The 16,554-nt window shown below is 66.0% G+C and carries 18 protein-coding genes; 9 read left to right on the top strand and 9 right to left on the bottom strand.

The features are described from left to right. Positions 1-64 precede the first annotated feature (64 nt). Entirely contained in the window at positions 65-1,249 is a 1,185-nt protein-coding gene (locus RT551_RS05175) for a pyridoxal phosphate-dependent aminotransferase (protein ID WP_313456167.1), read from the top strand. Positions 1,250-1,390: 141 nt separating this feature from the next. On the opposite strand, the gene RT551_RS05170 is transcribed toward RT551_RS05175, so the two are convergent. Next, positions 1,391-3,484, bottom strand: a complete 2,094-nt coding sequence (locus tag RT551_RS05170; RefSeq protein WP_313456166.1) for a prolyl oligopeptidase family serine peptidase — start codon at positions 3,482-3,484, stop codon at positions 1,391-1,393. A gap of 34 nt (positions 3,485-3,518) precedes the next feature. Further along, positions 3,519-3,875 carry a hypothetical protein gene (locus RT551_RS05165; protein ID WP_313456164.1) on the bottom strand — a complete coding sequence of 119 codons (357 nt, stop codon included), beginning with the start codon at positions 3,873-3,875 and terminating at the stop codon, positions 3,519-3,521. 161 nt (positions 3,876-4,036) lie between these two features. On the opposite strand from RT551_RS05165, the gene RT551_RS05160 reads away from it, so the two are divergent. After that, positions 4,037-4,642 carry a lipocalin family protein gene (locus tag RT551_RS05160; protein WP_313456162.1) on the top strand — a complete coding sequence of 202 codons (606 nt, stop codon included), beginning with the start codon at positions 4,037-4,039 and terminating at the stop codon, positions 4,640-4,642. A 5-nt stretch (positions 4,643-4,647) separates the two neighbouring features. On the opposite strand, the gene RT551_RS05155 is transcribed toward RT551_RS05160, so the two are convergent. From RT551_RS05155 to RT551_RS05135, 5 genes are all read right to left on the bottom strand, one after another. Further along, positions 4,648-4,950: a HigA family addiction module antitoxin gene (locus RT551_RS05155; protein WP_313456161.1), complete on the bottom strand. Its 303-nt coding sequence runs from the start codon at positions 4,948-4,950 to the stop codon at positions 4,648-4,650. Positions 4,951-4,960: 10 nt separating this feature from the next. Next, a complete protein-coding gene (locus RT551_RS05150) occupies positions 4,961-5,239 on the bottom strand; it encodes a type II toxin-antitoxin system RelE/ParE family toxin (protein WP_313456159.1) in 279 nt (92 codons plus the stop codon). A 137-nt stretch (positions 5,240-5,376) separates the two neighbouring features. Continuing rightward, positions 5,377-6,069: a methionine ABC transporter permease gene (locus RT551_RS05145; protein ID WP_282297296.1), complete on the bottom strand. Its 693-nt coding sequence runs from the start codon at positions 6,067-6,069 to the stop codon at positions 5,377-5,379. Then, the gene (locus RT551_RS05140) at positions 6,066-7,073 is read right to left on the bottom strand and encodes a methionine ABC transporter ATP-binding protein (RefSeq protein WP_313456157.1); all 1,008 of its coding nucleotides are present in this window, start codon (positions 7,071-7,073) and stop codon (positions 6,066-6,068) included. The genes RT551_RS05145 and RT551_RS05140 overlap by 4 nt, the downstream gene beginning before the upstream one ends. A 131-nt stretch (positions 7,074-7,204) precedes the next feature. After that, complete coding sequence (locus tag RT551_RS05135; protein WP_313456155.1) at positions 7,205-8,101, bottom strand: DMT family transporter; 897 nt, start codon at positions 8,099-8,101, stop codon at positions 7,205-7,207. A 78-nt stretch (positions 8,102-8,179) separates the two neighbouring features. On the opposite strand from RT551_RS05135, the gene RT551_RS05130 reads away from it, so the two are divergent. Genes RT551_RS05130 through RT551_RS05120 form a run of 3 tightly spaced genes read left to right on the top strand, consistent with a single transcriptional unit; the run spans position 8,180 to position 10,018 of the window. Further along, the gene (locus tag RT551_RS05130; protein WP_125360636.1) at positions 8,180-8,662 is read left to right on the top strand and encodes a YajQ family cyclic di-GMP-binding protein; all 483 of its coding nucleotides are present in this window, start codon (positions 8,180-8,182) and stop codon (positions 8,660-8,662) included. A 1-nt stretch (position 8,663) separates the two neighbouring features. Further along, complete coding sequence (locus RT551_RS05125) at positions 8,664-9,227, top strand: DUF1415 domain-containing protein (protein ID WP_311192649.1); 564 nt, start codon at positions 8,664-8,666, stop codon at positions 9,225-9,227. Next, positions 9,218-10,018 carry an SDR family oxidoreductase gene (locus RT551_RS05120; protein ID WP_313456153.1) on the top strand — a complete coding sequence of 267 codons (801 nt, stop codon included), beginning with the start codon at positions 9,218-9,220 and terminating at the stop codon, positions 10,016-10,018. Before RT551_RS05125 ends, RT551_RS05120 begins: the two co-directional genes overlap by 10 nt. A 73-nt stretch (positions 10,019-10,091) precedes the next feature. Here the strand turns inward: RT551_RS05120 and RT551_RS05115 are convergent, their stop codons facing one another. Next, the gene (locus tag RT551_RS05115; RefSeq protein ID WP_313456152.1) at positions 10,092-12,128 is read right to left on the bottom strand and encodes a M3 family metallopeptidase; all 2,037 of its coding nucleotides are present in this window, start codon (positions 12,126-12,128) and stop codon (positions 10,092-10,094) included. 147 nt (positions 12,129-12,275) lie between these two features. Between RT551_RS05115 and RT551_RS05110 the strand changes: the two genes are divergently transcribed. Then, complete coding sequence (locus RT551_RS05110; RefSeq protein ID WP_313456151.1) at positions 12,276-12,668, top strand: hypothetical protein; 393 nt, start codon at positions 12,276-12,278, stop codon at positions 12,666-12,668. A 7-nt stretch (positions 12,669-12,675) separates the two neighbouring features. On the opposite strand, the gene RT551_RS05105 is transcribed toward RT551_RS05110, so the two are convergent. Next, entirely contained in the window at positions 12,676-13,788 is a 1,113-nt protein-coding gene (locus tag RT551_RS05105; protein ID WP_313456149.1) for a PLP-dependent cysteine synthase family protein, read from the bottom strand. A gap of 102 nt (positions 13,789-13,890) precedes the next feature. Between RT551_RS05105 and gloA the strand changes: the two genes are divergently transcribed. The 3 genes from gloA to RT551_RS05090 all read left to right on the top strand — a co-directional run bounded on the left by gloA (position 13,891) and on the right by RT551_RS05090 (position 16,554). Continuing rightward, a complete protein-coding gene (gloA, locus tag RT551_RS05100) occupies positions 13,891-14,415 on the top strand; it encodes a lactoylglutathione lyase (RefSeq protein WP_313456147.1) in 525 nt (174 codons plus the stop codon). 152 nt (positions 14,416-14,567) lie between these two features. Beyond that, complete coding sequence (locus RT551_RS05095) at positions 14,568-14,996, top strand: VOC family protein (protein ID WP_313456146.1); 429 nt, start codon at positions 14,568-14,570, stop codon at positions 14,994-14,996. A gap of 259 nt (positions 14,997-15,255) precedes the next feature. Then, the gene (locus RT551_RS05090) at positions 15,256-16,554 is read left to right on the top strand and encodes a putative DNA modification/repair radical SAM protein (protein WP_313456145.1); all 1,299 of its coding nucleotides are present in this window, start codon (positions 15,256-15,258) and stop codon (positions 16,552-16,554) included.

Here is a 16,554-nt window from a genome sequence, read left to right as displayed (position 1 = left end):
AGTGTGGTTGCACGGACAGCGCGGGGCAAGCCGCGGGCAGCGGCATGCGCCTATCATCACCGGCATGAGCACCTCTTTGCCCCCGGCAGGCTTCAGCCGACGCAGCCACGACATCGCCCCGTTCCACGTCATGTCCCTGTTGGCCCGCGCGCAGGCGCTGGAACAGGCGGGCCACGATGTGATCCACCTGGAAATCGGCGAACCGGACTTCACCACCGCTGAGCCGATCGTGCGTGCCGGCCAGGCCGCACTGGCCGCCGGGCACACCCGCTACACCGCCGCGCGCGGCTTGCCGGCATTGCGCGCAGCCATCGCCGGCTTCTACCGCCAACGCTACAACGTGGACCTGGACCCGGAACGCGTGCTGGTCACGCCCGGCGGCTCAGGCGCACTGCTGCTGGCCAGCAGCCTGCTGGTGGACCCCGACCGGCACTGGCTGCTGGCCGACCCGGGCTACCCGTGCAACCGGCATTTCCTGCGCCTGGTGGAAGGCGCTGCGCAGCTGGTGCCGGTCGGCCCGCAGACCGCCTATCAACTCACCCCGGAACTGGTCGACACGCACTGGAACGCGGCCAGTGTCGGCGCGCTGGTGGCATCACCGGCCAACCCGACCGGCACCGTGCTTGATGCCGCACAGCTGACCGGGCTGTCGCAGGCGTTGAAGGCACGCGGCGGGCATCTGGTGGTGGATGAGATCTATCACGGCCTCACCTACGGCATGGACGCGCCGAGCGTGCTGCAGGTGGACGACGACGCGTTCGTGCTGAACAGTTTCTCCAAGTATTTCGGCATGACCGGCTGGCGGCTGGGCTGGCTGGTGGCTCCGCCGCAGGCCGTGCCGGAGCTGGAGAAGCTGGCGCAGAACCTGTACATCAGCGCGTCCAGCATTGCCCAGCATGCGGCGCTGGCGTGCTTCGAGCCGGAGACGATGGTAATCTTCGAGCAGCGCCGACATGCCTTCCAGGCACGGCGTGATTACCTGCTGCCGGCGTTGCGGGAGCTGGGCTTCCGCATCGAGGTGGAGCCGCAGGGCGCGTTCTATCTGTACTGCGATGTGAGCGCGTTCACCGATGACGCGCAGGCGTTCTGTGCGCACTTCCTGGAAACCGAGCATGTGGCGTTCACGCCGGGGCTGGATTTCGGGCATTACCGCGCGAACCAGCATGTGCGGTTGGCGTACACGCAGGAGATTCCGCGGCTGCAGGAAGCGGTGGCGCGGATCCGGCGTGGCTTGGAGCGTTTGGGTTGACGTAAAAAAACGCCGCGCATCGCTGCGCGGCGTTCAAAATGGGGTGGAGCCAACGTAACGCCCCACCACCCGGAGATGTCCACCGACCAACGGTCGGTGGCTACCCGCCGGTAGGTGCCGACCGTTGGTCGGCACGCGGGTTTATTTCAGGCGTTCCCACAGGAAGCTGTACGCCAGTGCCGACATGTGCGCGGCCTGTGCATTGTTGGCCGCACCGCCGTGACCACCCTCGATGTTCTCGTAGTAGGTCACGTCCTTGTTAGCCTCGATCATCTTCGCCGCCATCTTGCGGGCGTGGCCCGGGTGGACGCGGTCGTCGCGGGTCGAGGTGGTGAACAGCACCGGCGGGTACGACTTCTTCGGGTCAAACAGATGGTACGGCGAGAAGGTCTGGATGTAGGACCAATCCGCCGTGTCCGGGTTCCCGTACTCGGCCATCCACGAGGCACCGGCCAGCAGGTGGCTGTAGCGCTTCATGTCCAGCAGCGGCACCTGGATCACCACCGCACCGAACAACTCCGGATACTGGGTGAGCATGTTGCCGGTGAGCAGGCCCCCGTTGCTGCCACCCTGCACGCCCAGGTGCTTCGGCGAGGTGATCTTGCGGGTGACCAGGTCGCGGGCGACCGCGGCCATGTCCTCATAGGCCTTGTGGCGGTTCTGCTTCAGCGCCGCCTGGTGCCAGCGCGGTCCATATTCGCCGCCGCCACGGATGTTGGCGACGACGTACACACCGCCCTTTTCCAGCCAGGCCCGGCCCATGCCGCCGGAGTACGACGGGGTCAGCGAGATCTCAAAGCCGCCGTAGCCATACAGCAGGGTCGGGTTGGAGCCATCGAGCTTCATGTCCTTGGCATGCACCACGAAGTACGGCACGTGGGTGCCGTCCTTGCTGGTGGCGAAGTGCTGCTCGATCACCTTGCCCTCGGCATCGAAGAACGCCGGCATGGTCTTCAGCACTTCCGGCTGCTTGCCGATCTCGGCCAGCGCCAGCGTGGTCGGGGTCAGGTAGTCGGTGACGGTCATCCACACCGCATCGCTTTCGTCGGCGTCGACCGCGCCCACGGCGACGGTGCCAAACGACGGCGCGCCCACGAAGTCGCTCTTCTCCCAGCCGGTGGCGGTGGGGGTGAGCACCTGCAGGCGGCTCTTGACGTCCTCCAGCACGTTCAGCACCAGATGATTTTTGGTCCAGCTCGAACCGGCCAGCGAGGTGGTGTCGGTCGGGGCGAACAGGACCTCGAAGTCGCGCTTGCCGGCAATGAAATCGTCCAGCTTGGTGATCAGCAGCGAACCGGCGGTGTAGGTCTTGCCCCCCACGGTCCACGGCTCGCGTAGTTCCAGGGTCAGCCACTGCTTGCGCAGGCCCTTTTCCGCCGAGTTCGGCGCGTCGATCTTGGTGAGCTTGCCGTCGTCGCCACGCAGGTACAGTTCGTTGTTGTAGAACGCCAGGGTGCGGCTGACCAGGTTGCGCTCAAAGCCCGGGGTGTCGTCATGCAGCGCGGCGATGTACATGTCATCGGCCTTGCCTTCGTACACCACGCTGGCACTGCTCATCGGCGTGCCGCGCTTCCACAGCTTGGCGATGCGCGGGTAGCCGGAGGTGGTCATGCTGCCGTCGCCGAAATCGGTGTATACGAACACCGTGTCACGGTCGATCCAGCCCAGCCCGCCCTTGGATTCAGGGCGGAAGAAGCCGTCCTTGATCCAGGTCTTGCTGGTCAGGTCGAACTCACGGGTGACGTCGGCGTCGGCCCCGCCGCGCGACAGCGCGATCAGGCAGCGGCTGTAGTCCGGACGCAGGCACTCGGCCCCGTGCCACACCCAGTTTTCGTTCTCGGCCTTGTTCAGCGCGTCCAGGTCCAGCACGGTTTCCCACTTCGGGGCCGGCTTGCGGTACTCGTCCAGCGTGGTGCGCCGCCACAGGCCGCGCTCATGCTGCTTGTCCTTCCAGAAGTTGTAGTAGTAGTCGCCGATCTTCTGCACGCCCGGAATCTTGGCGTCCGAATCGAGCACCTCGCGGATGCTGGCTTCCATCTGCTTGAACGCCGGAGTCTGGGCCAGGCGACCCTCGGATTTGGCGTTCTGCTGCTTTACCCAGTCCAGCGACTTCTCGCCGGTGACGTCTTCCAGCCAGGCGTATGGATCAGCGGGGGATTCAGCGGCCATGGCGGCTCCTGCCGCACCAGCGGACATCAGACCTGCCACCAGGCAGGCGGAAGCGAATCGGGACATTGCGGCTCCAGGCGGTCATATCCCCCCGACGCTATCACACCGCCTGCCCGGCTCCCCCCTGTCGAAGGTCAGGGCGCGCCCGTCGCGCCAGCGTACGGCTGCGACGGCGCGCCTGCGGGCCGCGGCGACGGGTGTTCTGCCGGGCCAGCAGCGCGGCCGGCAGGCGGAACCGGTACAAGGCCCACCAGGCCAGAAGCGGCATGCCGACCAGCCACATCGGCAGCCAGCCCAGCCACTGGCTGTAGCCGCGCGCGGCCGGCCATACCAGCACCAGCGCGAGCCCGGCCAGCGCGACCTGCTGGACCGCCCGCAGGACCTGGGGGTGCGGTGCGTCGAGATGCCGCGCCGTGGAGGGTGAACGCGGGGAACGACGCGAAGAAGACAGGGACATGACACGGCTCCGTGCGAAAGTGATGCGTCACCTTGCCCTGCCCTGATCTCACAGACTGCGACCTTTTTGCGCAATCGGCCACATTGATGCAACAACCGCCATTGACGTTCTCCGCTGTCTTACCCACCATGCCCCTGCACGCCTCTGGAGCCCGCCACCGCATGTCCTCGAACCGCCCGCTTCGCGCTGTCCTGCTGATCTCGCTGGTGTCGTTGTTGTCCGCCTGCGCGTTCGGCGACGCCAAGCCGACGCCGCCGGCGGAGGTCGCCACCACCGGGCCTGGCGCGCCGATCGACCTGCAGCGCTTCATGGGCACCTGGTATGTGATCGGGCGGGTCCCGAACCCGGTCGAGCGCGGCCATGTGGCCAGCGTCAACGAATACGCCCTGCGCGGCGACCAGAAGGTCTCGATCACCTACCGTTATCGCGACGGCTTCTCGCAGCCGCTGCAGGAACTGACCGTGCGCGCCTCGGTGGACGAGAAGAGCGGCAACCACAACTGGCGCACCTGGTTCTACAAGGTCGTGCCCACCCACACCCGCGTGCTGGAAGTGGCCCCGGACTACTCCTGGGCGATGCTGGGCTACCCCGGCCGCGAAATGGCATGGATTTTCGCCCGCCAGCCGGACATGGACAAAGAGCTGTACAAGGAACTGGCCACCCGCCTGCGCGACCAGTACGGGGTCAACACCGACAAGCTCAAGCGCGTGCCGCAGCACAAGGAACAGGTGGACCGGCTGGGCTTTGAGGTTCCGAACGTCCGTTGAGCGGCTCAGGCCGCCACGCGCGGCTGTACGCGACTTTCGATTTCGGCCCAGGTGGCCAGCGTCTTCAGGTCGTACTCGGCTTGCAGCGCCAGCCATGACGCTGCGTCACCGCCAAAGTGACGCGCAAGGCGGGCCGCCGTATCGGCGGTGATGCCACGGGTCTCATGCACGATGGCGTGCAGACGCGTGGCGGGCACATCCAGCGCCCTTGCCAGCGCATTGATGCTCAACTCCAGCGGCAGCAGGAATTCTTCCCGCAGCACCTCGCCCGGATGAATGGCCCGTAGCTTGTTGGTAGGACGGCTCATGGTGGGCACCTCAGTGGTAGTCAACGATCTCGACATCGCAGGCACCGGCATCGGTCCATACGAAGCACACCCGCCATTGCGCATTGATACGGATGCTGTACTGTCCGCGCCGATTGCCTGACAACGCCTCCAGCCGGTTTCCTGGCGGACTGCGCAGAAAGTCCAGGGTCTGCGCCGAATCGAGCATCTGCAGCTTGCGCTCGGCCGCCGCGCGGAAGTTGCGGAACGGCCGAGGGCACCGGCCTTCGAACAAAGATTGCGTATGGCGGCAGCGGAACGACTGGATCATTCCGAATAACGTATTACGTGAAACGGAATATAACACGGACGGCGGTCACGGTATAGACAACATCAATCGCCAATCCCGATAGGGCCGGCCGCTGGCCGGCATATCCACAGCAGCCACGCAGGGCGTGGCTCTACGGGTTATTTGCGGGTGTAACGCGTCACCAGCCAGTCGCCCAGCATCTGCAGGACCTGCACCAGCACCAGCAGCAGGACCACGGTGACCAGGGCCACGTCGGTGTGCGAACGCTGGTAGCCGTCGCGGAAGGCCAGGTCGCCCAGGCCGCCGGAGCCGATTGCACCGCCCATCGCGGTGAAGCCGATCAGGGCGATCACGGTCACCGTGGCACCGGCGATCAGGCCGGGCCGGGCCTCGGGCAGCAGCACCCGGGTGACCAGCTGCCAGGTGGTGGCCCCCATCGCCTGGCTGGCTTCAATCACGCCGCGATCCACTTCACGCAGCGCGGTTTCGACCAGACGGGCGTAGAACGGCGCAGCGCCGATCACCAGCGGCACGATCGCGCCGCGCACGCCCAGCGAGGTGCCCATCATCCACAGGGTGATCGGAATCAGCACGATCATCAGGATGATGAAAGGCACCGAGCGCAGCAGGTTCACCACCAGTGCCAACGCGCCGTACAGCACCGGCTTGCGGTGCAGCTGCGGTGAGCCGGTGAGGAACAGCAGAACGCCCAGCGGCAGGCCGATCAGCAGGGTCAGCGGCAGCGAGCCGCCCAGCATCAGCAGGGTGTCGATCGTGGCCTGGCCGATGTCGCCCCACTTGGCGGCATCCAGATGACGGAAGAAGCCGTCGGCAGCAGCAACAGGGTTCATCGGCGCAGTTCCTCCACGTGAACGCCCGCGGCCACGAAGCCGGCCTGCGCGGCCTGCACGTCACCACCGACAAGCGACACCGTGAGCTGGCCGTACGGGGTGTCCTTGATGCGGTCGATGCGCCCGGACAGGATGTTGTAGTCCACGCCGGTGTCGCGCGCGATGCGCCCCAGCAGCGGTTCGTAGGTGTCGCCGCCGAGGAAGGTCAGGCGCACGATGCGCCCGGCCACGGCTTCGAAGTCCTTGTGCAGCACACCTTCGTCAATGTGTTCGGACTCGCTGACGAAGCGGCGCGTGGTCGGGTGCTGCGGGTGCAGGAACACCTCGGTGACCGGACCGGTTTCCACCAGCGCGCCGGCGTCGAGCACGGCCACGCGGTCGCAGACGCGGCGGATCACGTCCATCTCGTGGGTGATCAGCACGATGGTCAGGCCCAGCTCGCGGTTGATCTGGCCCAGCAGGTTCAGCACCGAGGCGGTGGTCTGTGGATCCAGCGCGCTGGTGGCCTCGTCACACAGCAGGATCTGCGGGCGGGTGGCCAGGGCGCGGGCAATGCCGACGCGCTGCTTCTGACCGCCGCTCAGCTGCGCCGGGTACTTGTTTGCATGTGCTTCCAGGCCGACGGTGTGCAGCAGTTCGGCCACGCGGGCATCGATCTCCGCGCGCGGGGTACCGGCCAGCTCCAGCGGGAACGCCACGTTGCCCGCCACCGTGCGCGAGGACAGCAGGTTGAAGTGCTGGAAGATCATGCCGATGCGCCGGCGCAGCGCGCGCAGCCCGTCGGCGTCCAGCGCGGTGACGTCCTCGCCATTGATCAGCAGGCGCCCGCCACTGGGCTCTTCCAGCCGGTTGATCAGGCGGATCAGGGTCGACTTGCCTGCCCCGGAATGGCCAATGATGCCGAACACCTCACCGGCCTCGATGGTCAGGTCCAGCGGCTGCAGCGCGGCGATCGCGCGGCCGCCGACGGCATAGGATTTGTGCAGGCGCTGGAACTCGATCACGTGGCGATCAACCGGGCATCGATGGGAGGGGGCGTGCAGCCTACCAGCGCAAGACGGTCCTGGCCCGCGTGGCATTGAGGAATCATATTCCGTTTGCTTATAAGGTGACGTCTTCGCCTGTCCGACGGGGCCTACGGGTGGTCCAGCGGGGCCGGGGCGGCCACCTTGCGGACCCGCTCGCGGTGCAGCAGGTACAGCCCGGAGGCGACGATGATGGCCCCGCCCAGCCAGGTATAGCCGTCCGGCAGCACGCCCCAGAACAGCACGTCCCAGCCAATCACCCAGACCAACCCGGTGTATTCCAGTGGCGCGATCAGCGAGGCCTCGCCCAGCTGGAAGGCCCGGGTCAGGGCCACCTGCCCGGCCGCACCGGCCAGCCCCATCCCTGCGATCAGGCCGGCGTGGCCCCACTGCAGCGGCTGCCAGTCGGTGATCGCCAGCAGCCCTGCCCCCAGCGCCAGCAGGGCCAGGAACCAGACCACCATCGACTGCGGGGTATCGGTACGGGTCAGCATGCTCACCGTGATCGCAGCCACGGCATAGGCGGTGGCTGCCAGCAGCACCATCAGGCCGGGGACGGAGATGAAGCCGTCCACGCCTGGGCGCAGCACCACCAGCACCCCGACCAGGCCGATGCCGATCGCCACCCAGCGGCGCGGGCCGACGGTTTCACCCAGCAGCGGCACCGACAATGCGGCGATCAGCAGCGGGGCCACGAAGTAGATGGTGTACGCAGTGGACAACGGCAGGCTGCGCAGCGCGAACACGAAGCAGCCGATCATGGTCATGCCGAGCACGCCGCGCAGCAGGTGCAGGCCCCAGCGCACCGGAATGAGCGAGCGCGGGCCGGCCGTGGCCAGCACCCACACCAGCACGAACGGCAGCGAGGCGGCCCCGCGCAGGAAGGTGACCTGCAAGGTGGCGTAGCTGCCGGACAGCTGCTTCATGCCGGCGTCCATCAGGGAAAAGCAGGCCACCGCGGCCAGCATCCAGAAGACGGCCCGGGTCGGGGATTTGAGCGTGTTCATGGCCCATTATCGCCGGCCTTGGCGGGCCGTCCATGCCCGGGCGGTTAGAATGGCCGCTTCTTCTGCTGGAGTATGCCCATGCCGTCATTTGACGTCGTTTCCGAAGTCGACACCCACGAGCTGACCAATGCCGTCGACCAGGCCAACCGCGAGCTGTCCACCCGCTTCGACTTCAAGGGCGTGGACGCCAAGTTCGTGCTGGAAGACAGCGTGATCAAGCAGAGCGCGCCGAGCGAGTTCCAGCTGGAGCAGATGACCGTGATCCTCCGCCAGCGCCTGACCGCCCGTAAGATCGATGCCGGCTGTCTGGAGTTTGGCGACATCCTCACCAACCTCGGCGGCGCGCGCCAGGACGTCACCGTCAAGCAGGGCATCGAACAGAAGATCGCAAAGAAGATCGCGGCCAAGCTCAAGGAAGCCAAGCTCAAGGTGGAAAGCCAGATCAACGGCGACAAGCTGCGCGTGACCGGCAAGAAGCGCGATGACCTGCAGGATGCAATTGCACTGCTGAAGAAGGAAAACTTCGAGATTCCGCTGCAGTTCGACAATTTCCGTGATTGAGATGAACGACGCCTCCGATCCCATTGCCGACACCCGCAAGTGGCTGGAAAACATCGTGATCGGGCTGAACCTGTGCCCGTTCGCCAAAGCGGTGTACGTGAAGGAACAGGTGCGCTTCGTGCTCAGCGACGCCACCACGCCCGAAGCGCTGCTGGAAGAGCTCGCCGAGGAGCTGGTGCTGCTGCGTGACACCCCGGCCGAGCAGATCGACACCACGCTGATCGTGCATCCGGAGGTCCTGACCGACTTCCTGGACTACAACGACTTTCTGGACAACGCCGACGCCGCCATCGAAGCGCTGGACCTGCAGGGCATCCTGCAGGTGGCCAGCTTCCATCCGCAGTACCAGTTCGCCGGTGTGGCCGCAGACGATGTGAGCAACTACACCAACCGCGCGCCCTACCCCACCCTGCATCTGCTGCGCGAGGACAGCGTGGAGCGTGCGGTCGCAGCGTTCCCGGACCCGGATGTGATCGTGGAGCGCAACATCGCCACGCTCGACAAGCTGGGCGTGGAGGGCTGGACGCGCCTGCTCGGCCGCAAGGACACCCCGCCATGCCACTGACCCCGCCCATTGCCGATTGGCCCGCACAACCGCTGCGCGACCGCGTGGTGGTGGTCACTGGCGGTGCACAGGGTGTGGGCCGTGGCATTGCGCAGGCCGTGCTCGGTGCAGGCGGCAGCGTGATGATTGCCGACCTGGATGCCGATGCCGGCAAGGCCTGCCTGAAGGAGTGGAACCTGCCCGAACGCGCTGCATTCCAGCGCGCGGACGTGGCCAGCGAACGCAGTGTGCAGGCATTGATCAAGGCGACGCTGAAGCGTTTCGGCCGCATCGACGGACTGGTCAACAACGCGGGCATCGCCAGCGCGCACGGCACGCCGCTGGCCGGGATGAGCATGACCGAATGGCAGCGCCGCCTGTCCAGCCTGCATGGGGCGTTCCTGTGCAGCAAGCACGCCCTGCCCGCCTTGAACGCGCAGGGCGGTGCGATCATCAACATCGCCTCGACCCGCGCGTGGCAGTCCGAGGCGAACAGTGAAGCCTATGCGGCCGCCAAAGGTGGGCTGGTGGCGTTCACGCATGCGCTGGCGATCAGCGCCGGGCCGAAGGTGCGGGTGAACAGCATCAGCCCCGGCTGGATCACCACCGATGCATGGCAGGCACCCTCGCGCCGACGCACGCCGAAGCTGTCCAAGCGCGACCACGCGCAGCATGCGGTGGGACGCGTCGGGCAGCCGGAGGATATCGGCGCACTGGCGGTGTTTCTGCTGTCGGACCTGGCCGGCTTCATCACCGGTCAGGACCATATTGTGGATGGCGGCATGAGCCGCACGATGATTTACGAAGAATAGGTAGCGCCGGCCGTTGGCCGGCCCAGACATTGCATGGGCCGGCCAACGGCCGGCGCTACCGGATGCGGTACCGTTACCCCGCCATCCCGTTGTGGCGCAGCAGCGCATCCACCGTCGGTGCACGCCCACGGAACGCAGCGAAGTTCTCCGCCGCACTACGACTGCCACCGCGCGACAGCACCTCGTCGCGGAAACGCTTGCCGGTCTCTGCCACCTCGCCGGGCGTTTCTTCGAACGCGGCGTACGCATCCGCGCTCAGCACTTCAGCCCACTTGTAGCTGTAGTACCCGGCCGCGTAACCGCCGGCGAAGATGTGGCTGAACTGATGCGGGAAGCGATTCCATTCCGGCGGACGGTTTACCGCCACCTCATCACGCACACGCTCCAGCAGCTGCAGCACGCTGTCCTGCGCAGGTGCATATTCGCTGTGCAGCTGCATGTCGAACAGTGCGAATTCCAGCTGACGCACGGTGAACATGCCGCTCTGGAAATTACGCGCGGCCAGCATGCGATCAAACAGCGCGCGCGGCAGCGGTTCGCCGCTGTCCACGTGTGCGGTCATCGCCTGCACGCGATCCCACTCCCAGCAGAAGTTCTCCATGAACTGGCTGGGCAGCTCGACCGCATCCCATTCCACGCCATTGATGCCGGCCACACCCAGCTCGCCCACGCGGGTCAGCAGCTGATGCAGGCCATGGCCCATTTCATGGAACAGGGTAGTCACTTCATCGTGACTGAAAGTGGCGGGCTTGCCGTCGCTGCCGCGCCCGAAGTTGCAGACCAGATACACCAGCGGGGTCTGCACGCCCTGCGCGGTGTCGCGGCGGTTGCGGCAGTCATCCATCCAGGCCCCACCTCGCTTGCCTTCGCGTGCGTACAGGTCCAGATAGAACTGACCGACCAGCCCACCCTGCGCGTCCACCACGCGATAGAAGCGCACGTCCGGATGCCACACCGGAGCCACGTCCGGCTGCACCTCCAGCCCGTACAGGCCACGGATGACGCTGAACAACCCCTCCAGCACCTTCGGTTCGGTGAAGTACTGCTTCACCTCCTGCGCGGAATAGCTGTAGCGGGCCTGCTTCAGCTTTTCGCTGGCATAGGCCAGGTCCCAGGCTTCCAGCGTTTCCAGACCCAGTTCTTCGCGGGCAAAGGCTTCCAGTTCCGCGCGGTCGCGCTGCGCGTAGGGCTTGGCGCGGGCGGCCAGATCCCGCAGGAAGGTCAGCACCTGGGCTGCGTCGTCAGCCATCTTGGTGGCAATGGAATACTCGGCGTAGTTGGCAAAGCCCAGCAGCGATGCCAGCTCGGCGCGCAGCGCCAGCACCCGGTCGATGTTGCCGCTGTTGTCCAATGCGGCATCGCCGAACTCGGAGGCGCGCAGTGCATTGGCGCGGTACAGCGACTCACGCAACGGGCGATGCGACGCATAGGTCTGCACCGGCAGGTAGCACGGCATCTGCAGGGTGAGCTTCCACCCGGCCTTGCCGTCCTTTTCCGCGCCGGCACGGGCCGCAGCCACCACGTCCTCCGGCAGGCCCGCCAGTTCGGCGGCGTCTTCGACGATCAGCGACCACGCGTCGGTGGCATCCAGCACATTCTGTGAGAACTTCGCCGACAACGCCGACAGTTCCTCGCGGATGGCGCTGTAACGGGCCTTGCCAGCGTCATCCAGCTCGGCACCGCCCAGACGGAAATCGCGCAGCGCGTTGTCCAGCACCTTGCGCTGGGCAACGTCGAAGTGCGCGGCTTCGGCACTGGCTGCCAGCGCACGGTACTGCTCGAACAACTTCAGGTTCTGGCCCAGCGCGCTGCCGAAGCGGGTCACCTTGGGCAGATTGGCGTTATAGGCTTCACGCAGTTCCGGCGTGTTCACCACGCCCTGCAGGTGCCCCACCTGGCCCCAGGCCCGCCACAGGCGCTCGGTGGCATCGTCCAGCGGCACCACGAACGTCTCCCAGGTGACCGGGCTCACCGCTTCTGCCTCCTTCACCGCCGCTTCGGCCTGCTCCAGCAAGGCATCGATCGCCGGGCCAATGTGCGCGGGCTGGATGGCATCGAAACGCGGCAGGCTCGAAAAGTCGAGCAGCGGATTGGCGGGGGTCACAGGCATCTCCAGACAGCGGGTCAATGCACACGATATGGCACTGGCTGCGGGCAGGCACAAGGCCCGGATGCAACCTTTTCACATTCATTCACGCCCGGACCACGGCGCGCGGACGACGCTGGAGTCCCAACGAACGCTTTCCCTGGAGGGTTCATGGACGCGGTTCAGGCCATTGCACCGCCTTTCGCCCTGCTTGCCACCGCCAGCCCGCGCGAGCTGGACTGGATTGCCGCCCTCGGCAGAAGCGCCGAGCACGCGCGACACCGCGAGGCGCTGGAACAGGTGCTGGGCGCGCAGCACGGAAGGCTGCACGAGGACCAGATGTGGTTCCCGTATGAGGTGATCGAACGTGGGGCCATGCAGTGCGAAAAGGGACATGAGCGCGAGTTCGTCCTGTGCACGCTGCTGGTGTTCATTGCCGCGCAGGCGGACCAGGCGGACGTGAATCTGGACCTGCATTTCGATGATCACGCGACGGCCTATGAGGATCTGCCGCCGGTGCTGCGGGATGTGGTGCTGGATGCCTACGAGGCCAGTCGGGCGTGATACGGCATCAATACAACGGCTGCAACGACGCCTCCGCCAGCGACGGCAACACCTGCCCGTTCACCGCACCCGCAATCACCGCATCCGACGTGTCCACATCAATGCCCTGCCGCGAGTACCACTCCGGGTTGTAGTAGCTGTGCGCATAGCGCTCGCCGCTGTCACACAGAATGGTGACGATGGAACCACTGCGTCCAGCCCGGCGCATCTGCTGCGCCGCATGCAGCACGCCGATGAAGTTCGTGCCGGTGGATCCTCCCACGCGGCGACCCAGCTGACGGCTGACATGGCGCATGGCCGCCAGGCTCAGCGCATCCGGCACCTTCACCATGGCATCCACGCAGGTCGGAATGAAGCTGGATTCCACGCGTGGGCGGCCAATGCCCTCCACCCGCGAACCGCCGGCACAGGTGAGGTCGCGCCACGGCTCGCCGGCGAGTGCCGCACAGTAGCCGTCGTAGAACACCGAGATCTCCGGGTCCGCACACAGAATGCGGGTGTCATGCCGACGGTAGCTCACGTAACGACCCAGCGTCGCCGCGGTACCGCCGGTGCCGGGGCTGCAGACGATCCATTCCGGCACCGGGTGAGGTTCCTCGGCCATCTGCTTGAAGATGGACTCGGCGATGTTGTTGTTGGCACGCCAGTCGGTGGCGCGCTCGGCGTAGGTGAACTGGTCCATGAAGTGGCCGCCGGTTTCGCGCGCCAGCCGCTCCGATTCGCAGTTCAGATCGCAGGCGCGTTCCACCAGGTGGCAGCGGCCACCATGGAACTCGATGGCGGCGATCTTTTCCGGCGAGGTGCTGGCCGGAATCACCGCGATGAACGGCACCCCCAGCAGGCGGGCGAAATACGCTTCGGACACGGCCGTGGACCCGCTGGAGGCCTCGATGACCGGCCGCCCTTCCCGCAGCCAGCCATTGGCCAGCGCGTACAGGAACAGCGATCGCGCCAGGCGGTGCTTCAGGCTGCCGGTGGGGTGGCTGGATTCGTCTTTGAAGTACAGCTCGATGCCCGGGTAGCCCGGCAGGTCCATCGGGATCAGATGGGTGTCCGCCGAGCGGTTGAAATCGGCTTCGATCTTGCGGATGGCTGCGGCCACCCATTCACGCTGCGACATGTCGACGAACAGTCAAGGAGATGCTGCATTCTACGTCGCCTTGCCGCCGGGCCGCTAAACTGAACGGCCTGACGTTCCGTTTTCATGCACCCGAGGACCCCCATGACCCTTGCCTTCCAGTCCCAGCCCGGCGTGGCCCCCCAGCCGCCGGCCGAAACCACCGGTTTCGTTTTCAACCACACCATGTTGCGGGTGAAGGACATCACCGCCTCGCTGGACTTCTACACCCGAGTGCTGGGCTTCCAGCTGCTGGACCAGCGCGACTTCCCGGAAGCGCAGTTCAGCCTGTACTTCCTGGCCCTGCTGCCCGCCGGCACCGCCATTCCGGAGGGCGATGACGCCCGCCGCGTGTGGATGGCCGGCATTCCCGGCGTGCTGGAGCTTACCCACAACCACGGCACCGAGAAGCAGGACGGCCCGGTGTACCACGACGGCAACTCCGACCCGCGCGGCTTCGGCCACATCTGCGTGTCCGTGCCGGACATCAAGGCGGCCTGCAAGCGCTTCGACGACCTGCAGGTGCCGTACCAGAAGCGCCTGGAAGACGGCCGCATGAAGCATCTGGCCTTCATCAAGGACCCGGACGGCTACTGGGTGGAGATCATCTCGAACACGCCGCTGGCCTGATTGGCACCGCAATGGAGGGCGACGACCAACGGTCGTCGCCTACCGGGCACCCCAACGCCGGTAGATGACGACCGTTGGTCGTCATCCGAACCGCACGTCACCACAACTCGCCCGATGTTATACATGCCCCTCCTCATCACGAAGGACCCGGCATGGAAACCATGGAACTGCATCGCGGCCGCCTGATCGACCATATCCAGCTGGTGGTGCGTGATCTTCCCGCCAGCCGCCGCTTCTACCAGGCGGTGTTCGACACCATCGGCATCCCGATTGCCGGCGAAGGCGACGACTACTTCTGGGCCGATGAATTGTTCATCTCCACCGCCAGCAGTGAGGCGGCCGCCGGCGAGCTGACCGGTCGGCATCATCTGGCATTCCAGGCGCGCGATGCGGCGACGGTGGATGCGTTCCATAGGGCGGCGATTGCAGCAGGCGGGAAGGACAATGGTGCGCCCGGTGAGCGGCCGTATCATCCCGGGTATTACGGCGCGTTCGTGCTGGACCCGGATGGAAACAACATTGAAGTCGTGTATCACGGGCCGGCGACGTACAGCGCGGATTCGGTGAAGGTCAGTTTTTGAGGCACGTGTTGGGCGCTGCCTCGTTTGGGGTCATGCCCCAATGAACGTGGCGGCGCTATCGGCAGTCGACTGTCGTGCGACTCTACCGATCCCATCCCACCGTGCATGCTGGGGCGGTAGCGTCGGTCGACAGACGACGGCCGATAGCGCCCATCGCCCCTTTAACGCATGGACCCACACCGAAGCGACTGCCTGAACCCTTCAGCCACTCACACCCCCAATCTCACACATTGAGACTGAACACCCCTACCGTTTCCATATGGAAACGCTGCGCAAACTCGCCATCCTCGCCGACGCCGCAAAATACGATGCTTCCTGCGCCTCCAGCGGCGCAGGCAAGCGCGACTCGCGCGCCAGCGGCGGCATCGGCAGCACCGATGGCCCGGGCATCTGCCACAGCTACACCCCCGATGGCCGCTGCGTCTCCCTGCTGAAGATCCTGCTCACCAACTTCTGCATCTACGACTGCGCCTATTGCGTGAACCGTGTCTCCAGCAACGTGCAGCGCGCCCGTTTCACGGTCGAAGAGGTGGTCGCCCTGACCATGGACTTCTACAAGCGCAACTACATCGAAGGCCTGTTCCTTTCCAGCGGCATCATCCGCAACGCTGACTACACCATGGAGCGGATGGTCGAAGTAGCACGCCAACTTCGCGAAGAGCACCGCTTCAACGGCTACATCCACCTCAAGACCATCCCCGAAGCCTCGCCCGAGCTTCTGGCCGCGGCCGGTCGTCATGCCGACCGTCTGTCGATCAATGTAGAACTTCCGACCGAAGCGGGGCTGGCCAGCTTTGCGCCAGAGAAGTCGATGCCCTCGATTCGCAGTGCGATGGGTGAACTGCGCTGGCGCATCGAGGAAGCCAAGGAAGCGAAAACAGCGGCCCCGGCCACCGTCGCACCAAGTGCCACGCCGGCCGCCAAAGGCCCCCGACGCCGCCCCCGCGCGCCCCGCTTCGCCCCTGCCGGCCAAAGCACGCAGATGATCGTCGGGGCCGACGGTGCCAGCGATCAACAGATTCTCACCGCCGCCGACAGCCTGTACGGCAACTACCGCACGCGCCGGGTGTACTACTCGGCCTTCAGCCCGATTCCCGACGCCAGCCGCATCCTGCCGGTGCAGGCCCCGCCCCTCGCACGCGAGCACCGGCTGTACCAGGCGGACTGGCTGCTGCGCTTCTATGGCTACGGCGTGGAGGAGATCACCGACACCACCCAGGGCGGCATGCTCGACCTGGACATCGATCCGAAGATGGCCTGGGCGATCCGCCATCCCGAACGCTTCCCGGTGGACCTCAATCGTGCGCCGAAGGAAATGCTGCTGCGGGTGCCCGGCCTGGGCGTGCGCAACGTGAAGCGCGTGCTGATGGCGCGTCGCCACGGCCGCCTGCGCGTGGCTGACGTGGCCCGCCTGCGCGCGCCCATGAGCAAGCTGCTGCCGTTCGTACAGCTCGCCGATCATCATCCACGCAACGCGCTGGACAACCCCGGTGCACTGCGCGCCCGCCTCGCCCCGCCGCCGAAGCAGGCATCTCTGTTCGACGCGTTGGCCGGCTGA

This window comes from Stenotrophomonas sp., from assembly GCF_032103445.1.
GTDB lineage: Bacteria > Pseudomonadota > Gammaproteobacteria > Xanthomonadales > Xanthomonadaceae > Stenotrophomonas.
This window is presented reverse-complemented; position numbering and strand designations above follow the sequence as displayed.

Excerpts from the sequence above, each read along its gene's own strand:
- gloA (WP_313456147.1), top strand. The coding sequence starts at position 13,891 with ATGACCCTTGCCTTCCAGTCCCAGCCCGGCGTGGCCCCCCAGCCGCCG.
- RT551_RS05155 (WP_313456161.1), bottom strand. The coding sequence starts at position 4,950 with ATGAGCCGTCCTACCAACAAGCTACGGGCCATTCATCCGGGCGAGGTG.
- RT551_RS05130 (WP_125360636.1), top strand. The coding sequence starts at position 8,180 with ATGCCGTCATTTGACGTCGTTTCCGAAGTCGACACCCACGAGCTGACC.
- RT551_RS05170 (WP_313456166.1), bottom strand. The coding sequence starts at position 3,484 with ATGTCCCGATTCGCTTCCGCCTGCCTGGTGGCAGGTCTGATGTCCGCT.
- RT551_RS05175 (WP_313456167.1), top strand. The coding sequence starts at position 65 with ATGAGCACCTCTTTGCCCCCGGCAGGCTTCAGCCGACGCAGCCACGAC.
- RT551_RS05160 (WP_313456162.1), top strand. The coding sequence starts at position 4,037 with ATGTCCTCGAACCGCCCGCTTCGCGCTGTCCTGCTGATCTCGCTGGTG.
- RT551_RS05090 (WP_313456145.1), top strand. The coding sequence starts at position 15,256 with ATGGAAACGCTGCGCAAACTCGCCATCCTCGCCGACGCCGCAAAATAC.
- RT551_RS05115 (WP_313456152.1), bottom strand. The coding sequence starts at position 12,128 with ATGCCTGTGACCCCCGCCAATCCGCTGCTCGACTTTTCGAGCCTGCCG.
- RT551_RS05165 (WP_313456164.1), bottom strand. The coding sequence starts at position 3,875 with ATGTCCCTGTCTTCTTCGCGTCGTTCCCCGCGTTCACCCTCCACGGCG.
- RT551_RS05105 (WP_313456149.1), bottom strand. The coding sequence starts at position 13,788 with ATGTCGCAGCGTGAATGGGTGGCCGCAGCCATCCGCAAGATCGAAGCC.
- RT551_RS05150 (WP_313456159.1), bottom strand. The coding sequence starts at position 5,239 with ATGATCCAGTCGTTCCGCTGCCGCCATACGCAATCTTTGTTCGAAGGC.
- RT551_RS05135 (WP_313456155.1), bottom strand. The coding sequence starts at position 8,101 with ATGAACACGCTCAAATCCCCGACCCGGGCCGTCTTCTGGATGCTGGCC.
- RT551_RS05110 (WP_313456151.1), top strand. The coding sequence starts at position 12,276 with ATGGACGCGGTTCAGGCCATTGCACCGCCTTTCGCCCTGCTTGCCACC.
- RT551_RS05095 (WP_313456146.1), top strand. The coding sequence starts at position 14,568 with ATGGAAACCATGGAACTGCATCGCGGCCGCCTGATCGACCATATCCAG.
- RT551_RS05145 (WP_282297296.1), bottom strand. The coding sequence starts at position 6,069 with ATGAACCCTGTTGCTGCTGCCGACGGCTTCTTCCGTCATCTGGATGCC.
- RT551_RS05120 (WP_313456153.1), top strand. The coding sequence starts at position 9,218 with ATGCCACTGACCCCGCCCATTGCCGATTGGCCCGCACAACCGCTGCGC.
- RT551_RS05125 (WP_311192649.1), top strand. The coding sequence starts at position 8,664 with ATGAACGACGCCTCCGATCCCATTGCCGACACCCGCAAGTGGCTGGAA.